This window comes from Pontibaca salina, from assembly GCF_016307205.1.
GTDB classification, from domain to species: domain Bacteria; phylum Pseudomonadota; class Alphaproteobacteria; order Rhodobacterales; family Rhodobacteraceae; genus Pontibaca; species Pontibaca salina.
This window is the reverse complement of the sequence record NZ_JAEIJD010000001.1, coordinates 35,326-51,730: the sequence shown is the minus strand read 5'-3', so window position 1 is coordinate 51,730 and position 16,405 is coordinate 35,326. Positions and strand designations below refer to the sequence as shown.

Here is a 16,405-nt window from a genome sequence, read left to right as displayed (position 1 = left end):
AAAACTGAGTGATCAATATGAGCGATACATCACTTCCGGCTGCTGCGGGGCTGGGTCTTTTTGAACGCTGGCTTTCGGTTTGGGTGGCGCTTGCCATCGGCGGGGGGCTGCTGCTTGGCAATCTTTTTCCGGGCCTCTTTTCCGTTCTGGCCGCGATGGAGATCGCCTCGGTCAATCTGCCGGTGGCGGTGCTGATCTGGGCGATGGTCTATCCGATGATGGTTGGCGTGGATTTCGGGTCGCTGCGCCAGGTTGGCGATAAGCCGAAAGGCCTGATCGTGACCCTTGTGGTGAACTGGTTGATCAAGCCGTTCACGATGGCGGCGCTCGGCGTGCTGTTTTTTAACTACGTTTTTGCGGGCCTGATCCCGCCGGACGATGCGCAGGCTTATCTCGCGGGCGTCATCCTGTTGGGGGCTGCACCCTGCACCGCAATGGTGTTTGTCTGGTCGAACCTCACGCGCGGCGATGCGACCTATACGTTGGTGCAGGTCAGTGTGAACGACGTGATCATGGTCTTTGCCTTCGCGCCCATCGTGGCCTTGCTGCTGGGTGTGACCGACATCGTGGTGCCGTGGGACACGCTGCTGCTGTCGGTCGGCCTTTACGTTCTGCTGCCACTGTTGGCCGGCTATGTGACCCGTCAAAACCTTGTTGCCAAGGGCGGCGAAGCGGCGGTTGATGGGTTCAAGGCGCGGGTGCAGCCGTTTTCCATGCTCGGGCTTCTGGCCACGGTGGTGCTGCTGTTCGGGTTTCAGGGCGAAGTGATCCTTGATCGCCCGCTCGTCATCGTGCTGATCGCGGTGCCGCTGCTGATCCAGTCCTACGGCATCTTTTTTGTGGCTTATGGTGCAGCGCGAATATGGCGCATTCCCTTCAATGTGGCAGCCCCTTGTGCTCTGATCGGCACGTCGAATTTCTTTGAACTGGCCGTCGCCGTCGCGATCAGTCTGTTCGGGCTGGGGTCCGGCGCGGCGCTCGCCACCGTCGTCGGCGTTCTCGTCGAGGTGCCGGTGATGCTGTCGCTCGTTGCCTTCGCCAACCGCACGCAGCATTGGTTTCCAAAGGAAGGGGGAGCGTCGTGAGCATCGTCATCCATCACAACCCCGATTGCGGCACCTCGCGCAATGTGCTGGCGCTTATTGAGGCCTCGGGCGAGACACCGATTGTGATTGACTATCTTCAAACCGGGTGGACCCGCCCGCAGCTTCTGGCGCTATTTGCCGCGGCCGACCTGACGCCCCGCAGCGCATTGCGGACAACAAAATCGCCGGCGGAGGAATTGGGGCTGCTGGATCCTTCCGTGGGCGACGAGACGCTGCTCGCGGCAATGTTGGAGCACCCTGTGCTGGTCAACCGCCCCATCGTTTGCTCGCCCAGGGGAGTGCGGCTTTGTCGTCCGAGCGAGGCCGTTCTCGGTCTTCTTGACCGCCTGCCACCCGGCCCGATGGTCAAAGAGGATGACACGCCACTGATCGACGACAAAGGGTGCCGCGCCAAGGAGGGTTAGCATGGATCAACATCGGCTTCAGGCAACATTGTCGATCATTCCGCTGCCAATTGTCGTGATCGGCGCGGATGACAGGATTGATTTCGCCAACCCGGCTGGCGAAGCGATTGTGGGCGCGAACCAGATCGGTCGGCATCATGCCCTCGCCCTGCGCCAGCCCGCCCTGCTTGCCGCCATTGAGGCGGCGCTGCGTCAGGAAACGACGGGTTGGGCGCGCTATGAGATTCTCGGCCCGTCATATCAGCAGACTTATCGCGTCACGGTTTCGCCAATATCCTTGGATGATATGCCCGGCGCGCTCTGCGCCTTCGAGGATATCACCGAGAAAGAGCTCATCGGCCAGTTCCGGCGGGATTTTATTGCCAATGTAAGCCACGAATTGCGCACCCCGCTGACGACCCTGATGGGTTTCATCGAAACTCTGCAAGGCACCGCCAAGGACGATCCGGCTGCGCGTGAGCGCTTTCTTGCGATCATGCAACGCGAGGCCGAGCGGATGAACCGGCTGGTTCAGGAACTGCTGTCGCTGTCGAAAGTCGAGGCGCAAGAGCGGCAGCGCCCCTCAACAAGAGTTAATATTGTTGAACTGGTTAATGCTACCGCGACCAGCTTGCGACCGGTTGCCGATGAGGCGGGAATTGAACTGGAGATTCTCGGACTCGATACCGCGCCGGATATCCGCGCTGATGCAGATCAACTGACGCAGGTGTTGCAGAACCTGATCGAAAATGCGCTTAAATACGGCTCGGATGGTAAGCGGATCACAGTCAATTTACGCTCTCGCGCAGATGATCCGAAGCTGCGTATCGACGTGATCGACCGGGGCGAGGGGATCGACGCGATGCATTTGCCGCGCTTGACCGAAAGATTCTATCGCATTGACGATCACCGGTCGCGCGAGAAAGGCGGCACCGGTCTGGGCCTGTCCATCGTTAAACATATTCTCAACCGACATGGCGGCCAACTCGAAATCAGCAGCGAGCGCGGCAAAGGGTCATGCTTTTCGGTTATCTTGCCAAAGGCTGACTAAGACAGCCATGTTTCATGAAACTGTTACATGACTGTCGTAAAACTGTAGCGGACCGAGGGTAGAGCGGGGGTGCGGATCGTCTTCGAACGAACCGCCGCGACACAACAGGAGAAGCTCCATGTCCCGGATGATACTCACGACCTCTGCTCTGGCCCTATTTGCGGTTTCGGCCACCGCTGCCACCGCCCGCGATCAAGTGCAGGTCGCCGGCTCGTCCACCGTGCTGCCCTATGCCACGATCGTTGCCGAACTTTTTGGCGAGAACACGGATTTTCCCACGCCGGTGATTGAATCTGGCGGGTCTTCGGCTGGCCTGAAACGTTTCTGTGATGGCGTGGGCGAAAACACCGTCGACATCGCCAACGCCTCGCGCCGGATCAAGGATAGCGAAATCGCGGTCTGCCAGGCCAACGGGGTGAACGACATCATCGAAGTGCAAATCGGCTATGACGGGATCGTGTTTGCCTCCGACATCGAAGGTGCTGGCTTCGCCTTCACCCCGACAGATTGGTATAAGGCGCTGGCCGCCGAGGTTGTCGTGGACGGGAAGCTGGTTCCCAACGACGTGACCCTGTGGAATGAAGTGAATCCCGATCTGCCTGCGCAAGAGATCGCGACTTTCGTACCCGGTACCAAGCACGGCACAAGGGAAGTGTTCGACGAAAAGGTGATCGAACAGGGCTGCAAGGACAGCGGCGCGCTGGCCGAACTGGAAGCTCTGGCTGGCGAGGAGGCGGGTAAACTCTGCACGTCACTGCGCACCGACGGCCGCGCAGTGGAAATCGACGGCGATTACACCGAAACGCTGGCCCGGATCGCCAGCAACAAGGACGGGATCGGCGTGTTCGGGCTGTCGTTCTACGAAAACAACACCGCGAAACTGCAAGTTGCCACGATGAGCGGCATCGCGCCCTCCACCGAGACCATTGCTTCGGGCGAATATCCGGTGTCGCGACCGCTCTATATCTACATCAAGCAGGCGCATCTCGGCGTAATCCCCGGACTGAAGGAATATGCCGAATTCTTCATCTCCGATGATATTGCCGGCCCCGGTGGGCCGCTGGCGGAATACGGGCTGGTGCCCGACCCGGAACTTGCGGCTACGCAGGCAGTGGTCGCAGATGAAGCCCTGATGAACTGATTCGCGCAACTTGTTCAACTGGGCGATCCGGTTTTGGCCGGTTCGCCCAATACTGCCGACTCTTGGAGGGCTCATGTCCGCATTCTGGACCGTGACGACCGTGCTGTTATTCGCCGCTTCAGCCTATGTATTGGGCCGCGCGCGCGCCCTTGCCTGTGTCAATGGCGATGTCCGCAAACTGCACTCCCTGCCGGGTCATTACGGCTGGGCTACGGTTTTCTACGCGTTGGTGCCGGGGCTTGCCCTGTTCGCCTTGCTACAGATTGGCACGCCGCTGGCGCCACTTGATACCATCGCCGCCGTGGTCTTGGCGCTGGCCGGACTTTTCTGGTCGCTGCGCCGCATCACGGCAGACTTGCGCGCCCGCAAGACGGTCGAGTTTGTGGCGCTGGTTTTGCTGATCCTCGCCGCCTGTGTCGCCATCGCCACCACGGCGGGGATCATCGCATCTTTGGTTTTCGAGACGCAGAATTTTTTTGCCCAATACGGTTGGCGGGATTTCTTCCTTTCGACCACTTGGGCACCACGATTTCAGGGAAATTCAGATCTGGGATTCCTGCCGCTGCTTTGGGGGACGCTCTATATCAGTGCTATCGCGCTGGTCTTCGCGGTGCCGGTGGGGCTTTTTGCGGCGATTTACATGGCGGAATATGCCGGGCGCCGGTTTCGCGGGGTGGTCAAGCCCCTCATCGAGATCCTCGCGGGGATCCCGACCATTGTTTATGGGCTTTTCGCGCTGATCACTGTCGGCCCCTTGCTGCGCGATTATTTCGCACAGCCGCTTGGGTTGGGATCGAGCGGATCTTCGGTGATGACTGCAGGCCTCGTCATGGGGATCATGCTGATCCCATTCGTTTCGTCGCTGTCCGATGACATTATCAGCCAGGTTCCGCAATCCTTGCGCGATGGCTCGTTGTGCCTTGGGGCGACGCAATCCGAGACGATCCGTCAGGTGATCCTGCCCGCCGCCCTGCCAGGCATCGTCGGGGCCGTGCTTCTGGCCGCCAGTCGGGCCATTGGCGAAACCATGATCGTGGTCTTAGGGGCCGGAGCTGCCGCCAAGCTCAGCTTGAATCCGTTCGAAGCGATGACCACGATCACCGTTAAAATCGTTAGCCAATTGACTGGCGACAGCGATTTCGCTGCACCGGAGACGCTTGTGGCCTTCGCGCTGGGCCTAACGCTGTTCGCGATTACCCTGTGCCTGAACGTGGTGGCACTGGTGATCGTACGCAAATACAGGGAACAATACGAATGAGCGATCGCTTGCGATTTGAGGACCCGCGACCGGGCTCGCTGCTTGAACGCAGCGACCGCACCGCACGGCGCAGTGCCGCTGAAGCCCGATTTCGCGCCTATGGTTTGGGCGCGGTCCTGATCGGTATTCTGGCGCTGGCAATGCTGCTGACGTCAGTGTTGTCTTCGGGCCTTGGCGCGTTCCGCCAAGCCTATCTCCATGTTCCGATCTATCTAAGCGAAGCGGCGCTGGATAAATCCGGCACCCGTGATGTCGAAGACCTGAAGAAGGTCACCACAATCGGCTATGGCAAGGTAATCGCCGCGGCCCTGAACAATGCCGTGGCGCGGGCGGGTATTGTCGTAGATGGGCTGACCGACAAGGAAATCGCCGACCTTATCTCAAGAGAAGCGCCTGCGCAGTTCCGTAATATGGTCTTGGCTGACCCTGACCTGCTCGGCCAGACCGTCGAGGTGCCGATCCTTGCCAATGGCCGGATCGACGGCTACCTGAAAGGCCGGGTCACGATGGAAACCGCGGCGCTGGACAGCAATGTTTCCCCCCGGCAGTTACAATTGGCCGATGCGATGATCCAGCGGGGTCTCATGTCGCTTGATTTCAACCGCGCATTCCTGATCGCTCCCGACGCATCTGACCAGCGTCCCGAGGCGGCGGGGCTTGGTGTCGCGATCCTCGGATCGGCCTACATGATGCTGATTGTGCTGGTGCTGGCGCTGCCGATTGGCGTGGCGGCGTCGATCTATCTGGAAGAATTTGCTCCCAAGAACCGCTTGACCGATCTGATCGAGGTAAATATCGCCAATCTCGCCGCCGTGCCGTCGATCGTGTTTGGCATCCTCGGCCTTGCGATCTTCATCAATTTTGCCGGATTACCGCAATCGGCGCCGATGGTGGGCGGGCTTGTTCTGACATTGATGACCCTGCCCACGATCATCATCGCCACCCGCGCCAGCCTCAAGGCGGTGCCGCCTTCGATCCGCGAGGCGGCGCTGGGCGTCGGGGCGTCGCGAATGCAGGCGGTCTTTCATCATGTCTTGCCGCTGGCCGCGCCGGGCATCCTGACCGGTGCGATCCTCGGCTTGGCGCAGGCCTTGGGCGAGACCGCGCCGCTCTTGCTGATCGGCATGGTCGCCTTCGTGCGCGAATTCCCCGACGCGCCCCCTGAAGGGCTGTTTGATCCCGCCTCGGCGCTGCCGGTCCAGATCTATAATTGGACCCAGCGCGCCGATCCGGCTTTTGTCGAGCGTGCCTCGGGCGCGATCCTCGTGCTGCTGGCCTTTCTTCTTGTCATGAACGCTGCGGCCATCTTGCTGCGCCGCCGATTTGAACGCCGTTGGTAAAGGAACCGCCGTGAAAGATATATTGATACCAGAGTTGGATGTGACCGCCGACAGTACCAAGATCAGCGCCCGTGGCGTTCAGGTCTATTATGGAGAGACTCATGCCATTCGCGACATTGACGTCGATATACCGGATAAGGCAGTGACCGCCTTGATCGGGCCGTCGGGCTGCGGCAAGTCGACCTTTCTGCGCTGTCTGAACCGAATGAATGACACAATTACCACTGCCCGCGTGCAGGGTGACATCCGTATCGACGGCGAGGAGATCCACGACCCGCGCATTGATCCAGTGCAACTGCGTGCCAAGGTCGGGATGGTGTTTCAGAAACCCAACCCATTCCCCAAATCCATCCGCGATAACGTGGCCTATGGCCCAAAGATCCACGGCCTGACCCGCACCCGCGCCGAGTTGGACGAGGTGGTGGAAAAATCGCTGCGTCGCGCCGCCCTCTGGGACGAGGTTAAGGATCGTCTTGATGCCCCCGGTACCGGCCTTTCGGGCGGGCAGCAGCAGCGTCTTTGCATCGCCCGCGCCATCGCCACCTCGCCCCAGATACTGCTGATGGACGAACCCTGCTCGGCACTGGATCCCATCGCCACTGCCCAGATTGAGGAGCTAATCGACGAGTTGCGTGCACGATTCTGCGTGGTGATCGTTACCCACTCCATGCAGCAGGCCGCCCGGGTCAGCCAGCGCACCGCGTTTTTTCACCTTGGCTCTTTGGTGGAATACGGAGAAACAGGCGATATCTTTACCAATCCTGCCGACCCGCGCACCGAAAGCTATATCACTGGCCGGATCGGCTGAAGGAAGACGAAATGACACGTAAGCATCATATTACTACTGCATTCGACCGCGATCTCGAAGCGATACAGGCCATGATCACCCGTATGGGCGGTCTGGTCGAAGCCGCGATTCTGGATGCGGTCCGCGCTTTGGAAACCCGCGACGTGGAACTTGCCGACCAGGTGCGCCGGGGCGACGCCACGATTGATGCGTTGGAAGAACAGATCAATATCGAAGCCGCCCGTCTGATCGCATTGCGCGCGCCCACCGCTGCGGATTTGCGCACGGTGCTGACGGCCATGAAGATTGCAGCCGCCTTGGAGCGCTGCGGCGACTATGCCAAGAACCTCGCGAAACGCTCCAACGTGCTGTCCACGATGCCCGCCATTGAGGGTGCAGCGGGGTCGATCCGCCGCATGGGCAAGGCGGTGCAGTTGCAGTTGAAGAACGTCCTTGACGCCTATAGCCAACGCAATGCCGATCTGGCGGAGCAGGTACGACAGGGTGATCACGATGTGGACCAGATGTACAATACCCTTTTCCGCGAGTTCCTGACCCATATGATGGAAGACCCGCGCAATATTTCGGCCTGTATGCATTTGCATTTCATCGCCAAGAATATCGAGCGCGTGGGCGATCACGCCACCGGTATTGCCGAACAGGTAATTTATCTGGTGAGCGGCGTGTTGCCAGACGATGATCGCCCAAAGGCCGACAATACCGTCATCTCGTCCGGCACCAGTGGATAGGAGCAGCAGGGTGAGCATGGACAAACCGTTGATCCTTCTGGTCGAGGACGAAACCGCACAGCGCGAGGTCATCCGCTACAATCTCGCGGCCGAAGGCTATCGCGTGAGCGAGGCGGGTGATGGCGAAGAGGCGCTGCTGCTAGTCGATGAAAACCCGCCCGACCTGATCATTCTTGACTGGATGATGCCCAAGCTGTCGGGAATCGAGGTATGCCGGCGGCTGAAGCGGCAAAACGAGACGCGGGCAATCCCGGTGATCATGCTGTCGGCGCGCTCGGACGAGCCGGACCTTGTCCGCGGTCTTGAAACCGGTGCCGACGATTATGTGGTCAAGCCGTATTCTGTCGCCGAACTCATTGCACGGGTTCGCGCCAATCTGCGACGGGTGCGGCCCTCGGCGGCCGGTGTGGTTCTGGAGTTCGCGGATATCCGGCTTGATAGTGAAACCCACCGTGTTACCCGCGCGGGCAGGGCTTTAGAGCTGGGGCCGACGGAATTTCGACTGCTTGCCACATTGATGGACAAGCCCGGACGGGTGTTCAGCCGCGCGCGGCTTCTAGATCTTGTCTGGGGCCGGGACATCCACGTCGAGACCCGCACCGTCGATGTTCACATCGGCCGCCTGCGCAAGGCGTTGTGCCAGCATGGCGGGGATGATCCGCTGCGAACGGTGCGCGGCGCTGGCTATGCTTTGGGCTGAGAAAAATCGCAGCGGAAATCGCGCGAGAATAGGGTAGAGGGGCGTCAGCGTCGCGCGAAGCTTTGCCCTGAAAACCAGCCAGCGATCCATCCGCCGAGATGCGCCTCCCAGGCGAGACCACCGGAAAGGACAACGAAGAAGACGACATTGGCTGCGACCAGCCCGAGGATCGCCGTGACGATCGGCTGCACCGGGAGCTTGGATCGCCGGCGAATCTGATAGTCTGCAGCTTGCCACAGCCCGATCAGGCCAAAGACCGCGCCGGACGCGCCGATCATCGGCGCAGTGCTGGAGGACAACAGCGCGAAACATGCGGCGCCCCCGACTGCTGACAGAAATAGGACCAGCAATGTCTTGGCCGCTCCGACATGGGTAGCGGCAAACTTTCCCAGCGACAGTAGGATGACGCTGTTCATGGCAAGGTGCAGGAAACCGCCATGCAGAAAAGCGTAAGTGATAAACATCAAGACAGACTGGCCGGGCAGGACCGGGGGCATTGTGCCGGTCAGGATCGGCTGCCAGAATGCCCCGAATGTGAAGGCGAGCCACCGTAAGTTCGGCGTCCCGAAAAAACCGGATGCGGAAAGGCTCAAGACCAGTTCGATCGCTGCCATAACGCCGACCAGACACCACAAAAATCCCGGCGCGCCAGTCTGCGGTGCCGGGCGCGTCGGTCGCCGACGATCTGCGAATGTAGACTTCATGAGCGGAAGATAGTCCTTCGACACAAGGGGGCCAAGATCAAACCGCCAGTTCGGATCACATCGACTGGGCCGCTATATTTTTTCTCGGATGATGCGTCAGACTCAACCGGTACCAAGAAAACAGCGCCACTGAAACCAGCCGTGCCGCGTGAAATCGGCAAACAGCTCTTTGGAGGGTGCCTCTAACTGCCTGCAATACTTTGAGAAGCCTTCTTCTCAAGGCTCCGAACGTCGGCGCTCTGGCGCGGATTAGGCGTTTCTGACTGCTTCACAAGGGTTTTGTTGTCGCTGAGCTGCCAAGCGAGTCATCGCACTTTGGTTTGTTCTTCAGGCGTCGCAACGGATTGAGTTCTGGCCTGCAGAAGATAGGTTTCGATGAGGCCGGGGCATACCGCAGATTCATAAGGTGCTCTGCGATTCATGAAGTGCTGCATTTTGGGTTTTATCTGCCTAATATGTGCCTACTGGGCCCGAAAACCAGCGTCCCGCGCTTTGGCGGGGCGTGGTGTGATGTTGGCTTTGCAGTTATATTGGCTCCGGCGGTTGGGGCAGAATCCGAAGTGCACAGCGTTGATATACAACGATAAAAAAGGTCTTGGTGTTGCGCAGCACCAATTTTAGTAAGGAACTGTGCCATGGCGTTGGTGAGCGGGCAAGGGCTGCGTAAGCCGAAAGTGGCCAAGGGGTAGTTGTCTGCGCTCCGATTTGCGAGTCCCCGACCGAGCCCACAGTACGAGTGACTCCTGAGCCGCCCCGCGCGGGTGAGGAGAGGCCCCAGGGGTAGCGATCAGGCCGTGCGGGGGCTGTCATAGAAGGCGCGCAAATCAGGTTCCGCGCGGCCAAGTTCGTGCGCAGAGCGATGGTCCGCCCGTCAGTCAGGAAGACGGCTTAATTCGACGGGTCTGGGGCCACGACTTTAGAAACCATCGAGCGCTGCCGCATTTGTGGCGTCAGACGGCCAGTGCCACAATAGGCTTTCATCCCGCGCCAACGTAGCATTAGTGATAGAAGCCATAAGTTAACGTCGCTGGCTTAGCGGGCTGTGCATATGCGTGAGAACGAGTTGAAAATCTGAACCTTGGTCGCTGCTAGCGTTGCCGTTTACCGGTTGGCCTGTGAATCCTGCACTCAGCCCTGGTTGCTGAAGTTCAACGCCGCCACTTCGCGCAAATGCGCTTCAAAAAAATCAGTGAATGTCGCCACCACGGGAGGCAGAACCTCGTAAGGCGGATAATACAGCGTCAGCCAGAGCGGGGTGATAGACCAATCGCTCAGCACCACCTCGACCTCGCCGGTGGCAATGCCATCCTTCACGATAAAATCTGGCAAAACAGCTATGCCATTCCCCAACCTCGCCAAGGAATACAAGAAATCTCCGTTGTTGGAGATGATGGAAGATCCTGCCGAAAGGTTCCGTTTCGCGCCCTCTTTGCGGAACTCCCAGACCTCTGCCTTGCCAATCGCTGAATAGGACATGCAGAACGATGGATCGAGGTCATACGGGGTTTCGGGCCGCTGCATTCGCGCGAACAGGCTGGGCGCTGCGACGGCATGGCGGGGCACCTCGCAAATCTTGCGCCAAATGGTCGATTTGTCGCTGGGCGGACCTGACACCCGAATGGCAAGATCGCAGTTTTCCTCGACGATATCCACCAACTCATCGGTCAGTTGCACATCAAGCGAAATATTCGGGTAGGCCAGACGAAACCGGTCAAACAAAGTGGGCAGCAGCCGCAACCCAAGCGACAAGGGCGCATTCAACGAGAGACGCCCGCGATCTGGCCAAACAGCGCGGGTGATTTCCTCGGCGACCTGATCGAAGTCGTTGACCACTGGGCGAAAACGCGCAGCCACCATGGCACCGGCGCTGGTCAGAGCTACCTGCCGGGTCGTGCGCACCAGAAGTTGCTGGCCAAGGTCTTGCTCCAGCCTGGCGACGATGCGCGTGACCGAGGCGGGCGTCATGTTCAAGCTGCGCGCGGCTGCGGCAAAGCTGCTCAACTCGGCCACTTTTAGAAACACGCGGATTGGTTTGATATCCTGCATGGCCGATTATTGCACTACGGACAACAGTAAGTGCAAGAGCATTTCTATTTTTGGCAGCACTACAATGCCCTATCTTAATCACAACACGAGACAGACAGCTAGAAAGGCGTAACGATGATCAAGGAAATCAAAGGCCTGCACCACGTCACCTCGATGGCGGGCGATGCGGCTGAAAACAACGCGTTCTTCACCCAGACGCTCGGCCTGCGCCGCGTCAAGAAGACAGTGAATTTTGACGCTCCGGAAGTTTATCACCTCTATTACGGTGACGAAATCGGCACGCCCGGCTCGGTCATGACCTATTTCCCCTTTGGCAACATGCCCAACGGACGGCGCGGCACGGGCGAAGTCGGCACAACCGAATTTGCGGTGCCAAAGGGCGCGCTGCCATTCTGGAAGGAACGGCTCGGCAAGTACGGGGTGACAGGTTTAACCGAAAACCGTTACTTGGGTGAACACCGCTTGCAATTCAATGGTCCGGATGGCGATGGCTTTGCTCTGGTGGAAAGTGCCGAGCGGGGCCGCAAGCCGTGGACCGGCACCGACGTTCCGGAGGATGCCGGAATACTGGGCTTTCACGGCGCACGGTTCAACTTGCGCGATGCGGCGGCAACCGGCGAGTTGTTGACCTTCATGGGGTACCAAAAGGACGACACCGACGGAGCCATCACCCGCTACCGCATCGAGGGCGGCAATGCGGCGGATACCATCGATCTTGAAGAACTGCGGGGCGCGAAAATCGCCGGTCAGGGCGCGGGATCAGTCCACCATATTGCCTTCGCAGTGGAAGATCGGGCCAAGCAGTTGGAGGTGCGCAAAGCGTTGATGGACACCGGCTATCAGGTGACGCCGGTGATCGACCGTGACTATTTCTGGGCGATCTATTTTCGCACCCCCGGTGGGATTTTGTTCGAGGTTGCGACCAATGAACCGGGCTTTGATCGCGACGAAGATACCGCGCATTTGGGCGAGGCCCTGAAGCTGCCCGACCGGTACGAACCGCAGCGCGCCCAGATCGAGGGTCTGCTGCCCCCGATTGGCGAGTAAAGGAGAGCAATATGTCGATCGATACCTATCACGCCTTGAGCAAAGCGCCCAAACTCGGCGCGCCGCTGCTCTTCGCCTTTCACGGTACGGGTGGGGATGAGACCCAGTTCTTTGATCAGGCCCAGCAGATCCTGCCCGACGCGGGAATCGTCTCGCCCCGGGGCGATGTGTCGGAAATGGGGGCGGCGCGGTTCTTCCGGCGCACGGGGGAGGGCGTCTATGACATGGACGATCTTTCCCGGCGTAGCGAAGCAATGGCGAAGTTCGTGGCGGCGCATAAAGCCCAGAACCCGGGCGCGCCGGTCTATGGCTTTGGCTATTCGAACGGGGCCAATATCCTGGCCTCTGTCGCCATGGCGCAGCCTGACCTGTTCGACCGCATCGGCTTGCTGCATCCGCTGATCCCATGGGAGCCGGAGGCCGTCCCGACCCTCGCCGGTAGGCGCGTTCTGATCACAGCCGGGAAACATGACCCGATCTGCCCTTGGCCGCTGAGCCAGCGGTTGATCGACTGGTTCGCAGCGCAGGGCGCTGACGTGGCTACAGAAATCCATGAGGGCGGGCACGAATTGCGCGAGCCGGAGCTTTTGGCCCTGCGAACCCTTTTAACCGCCCAATGACCACGCGCGACTGCGTCCCGCACAGAGAAAAGGAATCAAAAAATGACCACCCATGAACTTGAAACCCTATGGGCCCCGCGCATGCTCAGCGTGTTGCGGATCGTGACCGCGCTGATCTTCTTCGCGCATGGAACTGAAAAGATCCTCGGTTTCCCGGAAGCCCGCTCGGCCGACCCGTTTACGCTGTCATGGATCGCCGGCATGATTGAGCTTTTGGGGGGCGCTCTGCTGATCGCCGGCCTGTTCACCCGCCCGGTTGCTTTCTTGACCTCGGGCACCATGGCTTTTGCCTATTTCCTCGCGCATGCGCCGCAAAACTTCTTTCCCTCCCTCAATGGCGGGGATGCGGCAATCCTCTATTGCTTCGTGTTCCTCTATCTCGTCTTTGCCGGCCCCGGACCGTGGAGTGTCGACGCCCTGCGCAAGCGCCGTTCCGGCGAACGGGGCGCAGGTGTCTGACACGATCCCCGAAAACTGCCCGCCGATCGCTGGCAGCGACAAGGAACCAACCGAACCACCCAATGTTACCGCAACAGGTAACCACCCTTGATCAACCCAACTGACAGGACACATATCATGACCGTCAAACTCGCGATCATCTACTATTCCAGCTACGGCTCCAACCACCGGATGGCCTCCATTGCCGCCGAGGCGGCAAAGGCCGCCGGGGCAGAGGTGCGGCTGTTGAAGACACCCGAGACTGCCCCGGATGAGGTGGTTGCCGGCGTCGATGCGTGGCAGGAACAAGCCGAAAAGACCGCCGATATTCCCACCGCAACCGCCGATGATATGGAATGGGCGAATGCCTATCTGATTTCGGCACCGACCCGTTTTGGCATCATGGCCAGCCAGATGCGCGCCTTCATCGATACGCTGGGCGGGGTCTGGGCCAAGGGTGGGCTGGCCAACAAACCGGTATCAGCGATGACATCCGCGCAGAATACCGATGGCGGCCAGGAAACGACCTTGGTGTCCTTCTATACCACCGTCATGCACTGGGGCGGGATCGTCGTGGCGCCGGGCTATACCGATGAGGTCATCTACAAGACCGGCGGCAACCCCTATGGCTATAGCCACTCGCAAGGCGAAGAGTTCACCGAAGAGGTAAACCGCGCCATCAGCCATCAGGCACGCCGGCTGGTTGAGGTTGCGGGCAAGCTGACCTGAAGCGTCTCGCACTTCTGAGAAATCACGCCGCAAATGTACCCTTCTTTGTATTCGGCACTTGCTCAAAGCCCGACGGTTTACTGGCCTATGTCCGAGGTGAAGCTGCGCTCCATTGCGGCGAAAATCCGGCAATAACCGTTAACTGAATCGACGATAAAATGGGGTGGCATTTAGCTGCCCCATCTTATCGTTTATAGATATAGGTCCCCTGCAATACCGCCGACCACACAACGTATCTGGGAAGGTGCCCTGTTGACCTATTGACGAAAGCCAACCGGCTGCATGGCCTGCTTCGCCTGCTGGCCTCAGCCCCGCTGCGGCTGTTTTTGAACCGGCTTTGATCTGGCAGCGCATCGCGGCTTTCATTCGTTACTGCTGGGCTGAACGCGCTGTGACGTGGATCGTGAGCGGCGGGGTGTATCGCTTTGGTGCGCTGAGAAGTTCCTGCACGGGCTTCGACGGGACCCTGCAACTCGGGGGCTATCAGGGCTGAAATCGCCTGACGCGCCCCTCCCGCAAGGGCGGTGATCCGATCCGTGTCGCGCATTGCTGGGCGCATGCGCGCCGCAAGCTGAAGGAAGTGTCCGACCGCGATGGATAATAGTAAGCGGCAGCTGGCGCCTACCTATTCCTGATCTGCTTTTTTTCTGAAAAGCCATGCCTGATCTGGAGCAGGGAAGGAGGAAGAGGCGTTGAAGGTTTTCCCGTCGGGCGGAGCGTCGCGTCGCCTCCAGCGGCATTGGCGGTCGTCCACCCACCGGCACCCAGAAGCGTCACGCTAATAGACCAGAGGCCAACAATGCATTAAAATTCAAACTGGACCATCTTGGACCACCCGATGGGTGCATTCCATTGGCTGCCATCAAAACGCAGGAGATCGGACCAATGACAAAAGCAGAATCATTTGAAATGTACCCTATACAGATGACCTATAACCAAGGGATACAGATAGGCTACGGCATCAATCCTGTTACCGGCAATCAGACCACTATGAGAGTTGGCGGGATTACTCCCTTTCCAACCGAGAGCCCGGGTGGAATGCAAAACACCAAGATAAAATGGTCGTTCATTCAGACACAGAGCCAATATTCTACCAGCTGGGGGATCGAAGGCTCTGTCAGCGGAAATTACGGTCTCGTCAAAGGTTCGATGAGCGCAAGCTACTCGACGCAGGAGGCCTACAGTTCCTCGCAGGTGGTTCTGTCCGCGACCTGCGTCAATATGGATGGCCAATACATGATGGATCCCGAGCAGCCCGGCCTCGACGTTTCCAATGTTCTTTCCGAAATAGAGAAACAGGGTAGTTATGACAAATTCGTTGCAAAATATGGCACACATTTTGTTGCTGGAGTGATATACGGCAGCGAATATATTGCAAGTTATACAACGACATACGAAACCAGTTCAGAAGCCTCGAATGCACAAGTCGCGCTATCTACCTCGTATAATGGGGTCGTAAGTTCAGGATCGATCACATCTGATTATACCATTACGGCGACCTCACAGGCTGGCTACAGCTCGATCTTTTCGAATCAGACCAATGCGGGCGCTTTCACGCCTGCGGGTCCTGCCAATCCCGACACGATCAATGCCAACCTCGCGGCCTTTCCGGGGACGGCGAAGGGATTGCCTCTCTGGTATGTGCTCTGGGATTGGCGAGAAATTCCGGAAATTGCGGCTGCAGCGGGAGAGTCCGAAATCAACTGGGCTCAATTTTACAACAACCTGAGCAGCGTGCAGAACACATTGTCCTCGCTGGTTTTCAATCAGAGCTCTGCGCAAAGTGCAAAAGCGATTGGCGCGACCAGCATGTCAAATCTGAGCGCCTACATCACTAATGCGCAAGCAGCGATCGATGAAGTCCTGACTTATGGGCCGCAAGATGTGGCCGACTTCAACGCGACGACCTACGCTCCGACAGTTGATCAGATCACCAACATAGTAAATATTTCGGATGGTATGGCGACCGTGCGACTAACTGCGACAACTGACGACTCCTTTGATCAGAACCCTCCGCCGCCCGTCCAGGGTAACTACTTGCCCTCCGATAAATTCGTGGCAATTGACGTGAAAAAGGGGAGTAAGACTTGGGCGTTCGGGTTCATATATTCCAAGGCAGGAGATTTCACGGTACGGATGGGACAGCTGAAAACTGCGCCTGATAACTTCGATTCCAGCTGGCAAGGAACCGGCACCTTGATCTATTCGTCAATCGATACTTCCGTCACTGTGCCGCTGAGCAACGGCGCGTATCCTTGGATCACAGCAACCGTACAGGTCCTATAGCTGCTCGCTACAAGAGAGCC

16 protein-coding genes and 1 pseudogene are annotated in these 16,405 nt (G+C 58.8%); 15 read left to right on the top strand and 2 right to left on the bottom strand.

The window, feature by feature from the left end:
• The first annotated feature begins 17 nt into the window (after positions 1-17).
• From arsB to phoB, 9 genes are all read left to right on the top strand, one after another.
• A complete protein-coding gene (arsB, locus tag JAO82_RS00240; RefSeq protein WP_198684331.1) occupies positions 18-1,085 on the top strand; it encodes an ACR3 family arsenite efflux transporter in 1,068 nt (355 codons plus the stop codon).
• Positions 1,082-1,510, top strand: a complete 429-nt coding sequence (arsC, locus tag JAO82_RS00235) for an arsenate reductase (glutaredoxin) (RefSeq protein WP_198684330.1) — start codon at positions 1,082-1,084, stop codon at positions 1,508-1,510. Before arsB ends, arsC begins: the two co-directional genes overlap by 4 nt.
• Position 1,511: 1 nt before the next feature.
• Positions 1,512-2,540, top strand: coding sequence for an ATP-binding protein (locus JAO82_RS00230; protein ID WP_198684329.1), 1,029 nt, complete (start codon positions 1,512-1,514; stop codon positions 2,538-2,540).
• A gap of 118 nt (positions 2,541-2,658) precedes the next feature.
• Entirely contained in the window at positions 2,659-3,681 is a 1,023-nt protein-coding gene (locus tag JAO82_RS00225; RefSeq protein WP_198684328.1) for a substrate-binding domain-containing protein, read from the top strand.
• A gap of 73 nt (positions 3,682-3,754) precedes the next feature.
• Positions 3,755-4,939, top strand: coding sequence for a phosphate ABC transporter permease subunit PstC (gene pstC, locus JAO82_RS00220; protein ID WP_198684327.1), 1,185 nt, complete (start codon positions 3,755-3,757; stop codon positions 4,937-4,939).
• Complete coding sequence (pstA, locus tag JAO82_RS00215; protein ID WP_198684326.1) at positions 4,936-6,279, top strand: phosphate ABC transporter permease PstA; 1,344 nt, start codon at positions 4,936-4,938, stop codon at positions 6,277-6,279. Before pstC ends, pstA begins: the two co-directional genes overlap by 4 nt.
• A gap of 19 nt (positions 6,280-6,298) precedes the next feature.
• The gene (gene pstB / locus JAO82_RS00210) at positions 6,299-7,087 is read left to right on the top strand and encodes a phosphate ABC transporter ATP-binding protein PstB (protein ID WP_408635485.1); all 789 of its coding nucleotides are present in this window, start codon (positions 6,299-6,301) and stop codon (positions 7,085-7,087) included.
• A gap of 11 nt (positions 7,088-7,098) precedes the next feature.
• Positions 7,099-7,815: a phosphate signaling complex protein PhoU gene (phoU, locus tag JAO82_RS00205; protein ID WP_198684324.1), complete on the top strand. Its 717-nt coding sequence runs from the start codon at positions 7,099-7,101 to the stop codon at positions 7,813-7,815.
• 16 nt (positions 7,816-7,831) lie between these two features.
• On the top strand, positions 7,832-8,515 hold the full coding sequence (gene phoB, locus JAO82_RS00200; protein WP_232897177.1) for a phosphate regulon transcriptional regulator PhoB: 684 nt from the start codon (positions 7,832-7,834) through the stop codon (positions 8,513-8,515).
• A gap of 44 nt (positions 8,516-8,559) precedes the next feature.
• On the opposite strand, the gene JAO82_RS00195 is transcribed toward phoB, so the two are convergent.
• Both JAO82_RS00195 and JAO82_RS00190 read right to left on the bottom strand, forming a co-directional pair.
• Positions 8,560-9,219, bottom strand: coding sequence for a rhomboid family intramembrane serine protease (locus JAO82_RS00195; RefSeq protein ID WP_198684322.1), 660 nt, complete (start codon positions 9,217-9,219; stop codon positions 8,560-8,562).
• 1,128 nt (positions 9,220-10,347) lie between these two features.
• The gene (locus JAO82_RS00190; RefSeq protein ID WP_198684321.1) at positions 10,348-11,265 is read right to left on the bottom strand and encodes a LysR family transcriptional regulator; all 918 of its coding nucleotides are present in this window, start codon (positions 11,263-11,265) and stop codon (positions 10,348-10,350) included.
• A gap of 114 nt (positions 11,266-11,379) precedes the next feature.
• Here JAO82_RS00190 and JAO82_RS00185 point away from each other — a divergent pair, with 114 nt between their 5' ends.
• The 6 genes and pseudogenes from JAO82_RS00185 (at position 11,380) to JAO82_RS00165 (ending at position 16,385) form a co-directional block, all read left to right on the top strand.
• Positions 11,380-12,312, top strand: coding sequence for a ring-cleaving dioxygenase (locus JAO82_RS00185; protein ID WP_198684320.1), 933 nt, complete (start codon positions 11,380-11,382; stop codon positions 12,310-12,312).
• Positions 12,313-12,323: 11 nt separating this feature from the next.
• Positions 12,324-12,932: an alpha/beta hydrolase gene (locus tag JAO82_RS00180; protein WP_198684319.1), complete on the top strand. Its 609-nt coding sequence runs from the start codon at positions 12,324-12,326 to the stop codon at positions 12,930-12,932.
• 42 nt (positions 12,933-12,974) lie between these two features.
• Positions 12,975-13,391 (top strand): DoxX family protein, encoded by a 417-nt coding sequence (locus JAO82_RS00175; RefSeq protein WP_198684318.1) that lies wholly within the window; start codon positions 12,975-12,977, stop codon positions 13,389-13,391.
• A 117-nt stretch (positions 13,392-13,508) separates the two neighbouring features.
• Positions 13,509-14,099, top strand: a complete 591-nt coding sequence (gene wrbA, locus JAO82_RS00170; protein WP_198684317.1) for an NAD(P)H:quinone oxidoreductase — start codon at positions 13,509-13,511, stop codon at positions 14,097-14,099.
• A gap of 451 nt (positions 14,100-14,550) precedes the next feature.
• A pseudogene (locus JAO82_RS14205) lies at positions 14,551-14,685 on the top strand (IS66 family transposase); the annotation flags it as partial.
• A 299-nt stretch (positions 14,686-14,984) separates the two neighbouring features.
• The gene (locus tag JAO82_RS00165) at positions 14,985-16,385 is read left to right on the top strand and encodes an MAC/perforin domain-containing protein (RefSeq protein ID WP_198684316.1); all 1,401 of its coding nucleotides are present in this window, start codon (positions 14,985-14,987) and stop codon (positions 16,383-16,385) included.
• The last annotated feature ends 20 nt before the right edge of the window (positions 16,386-16,405 follow it).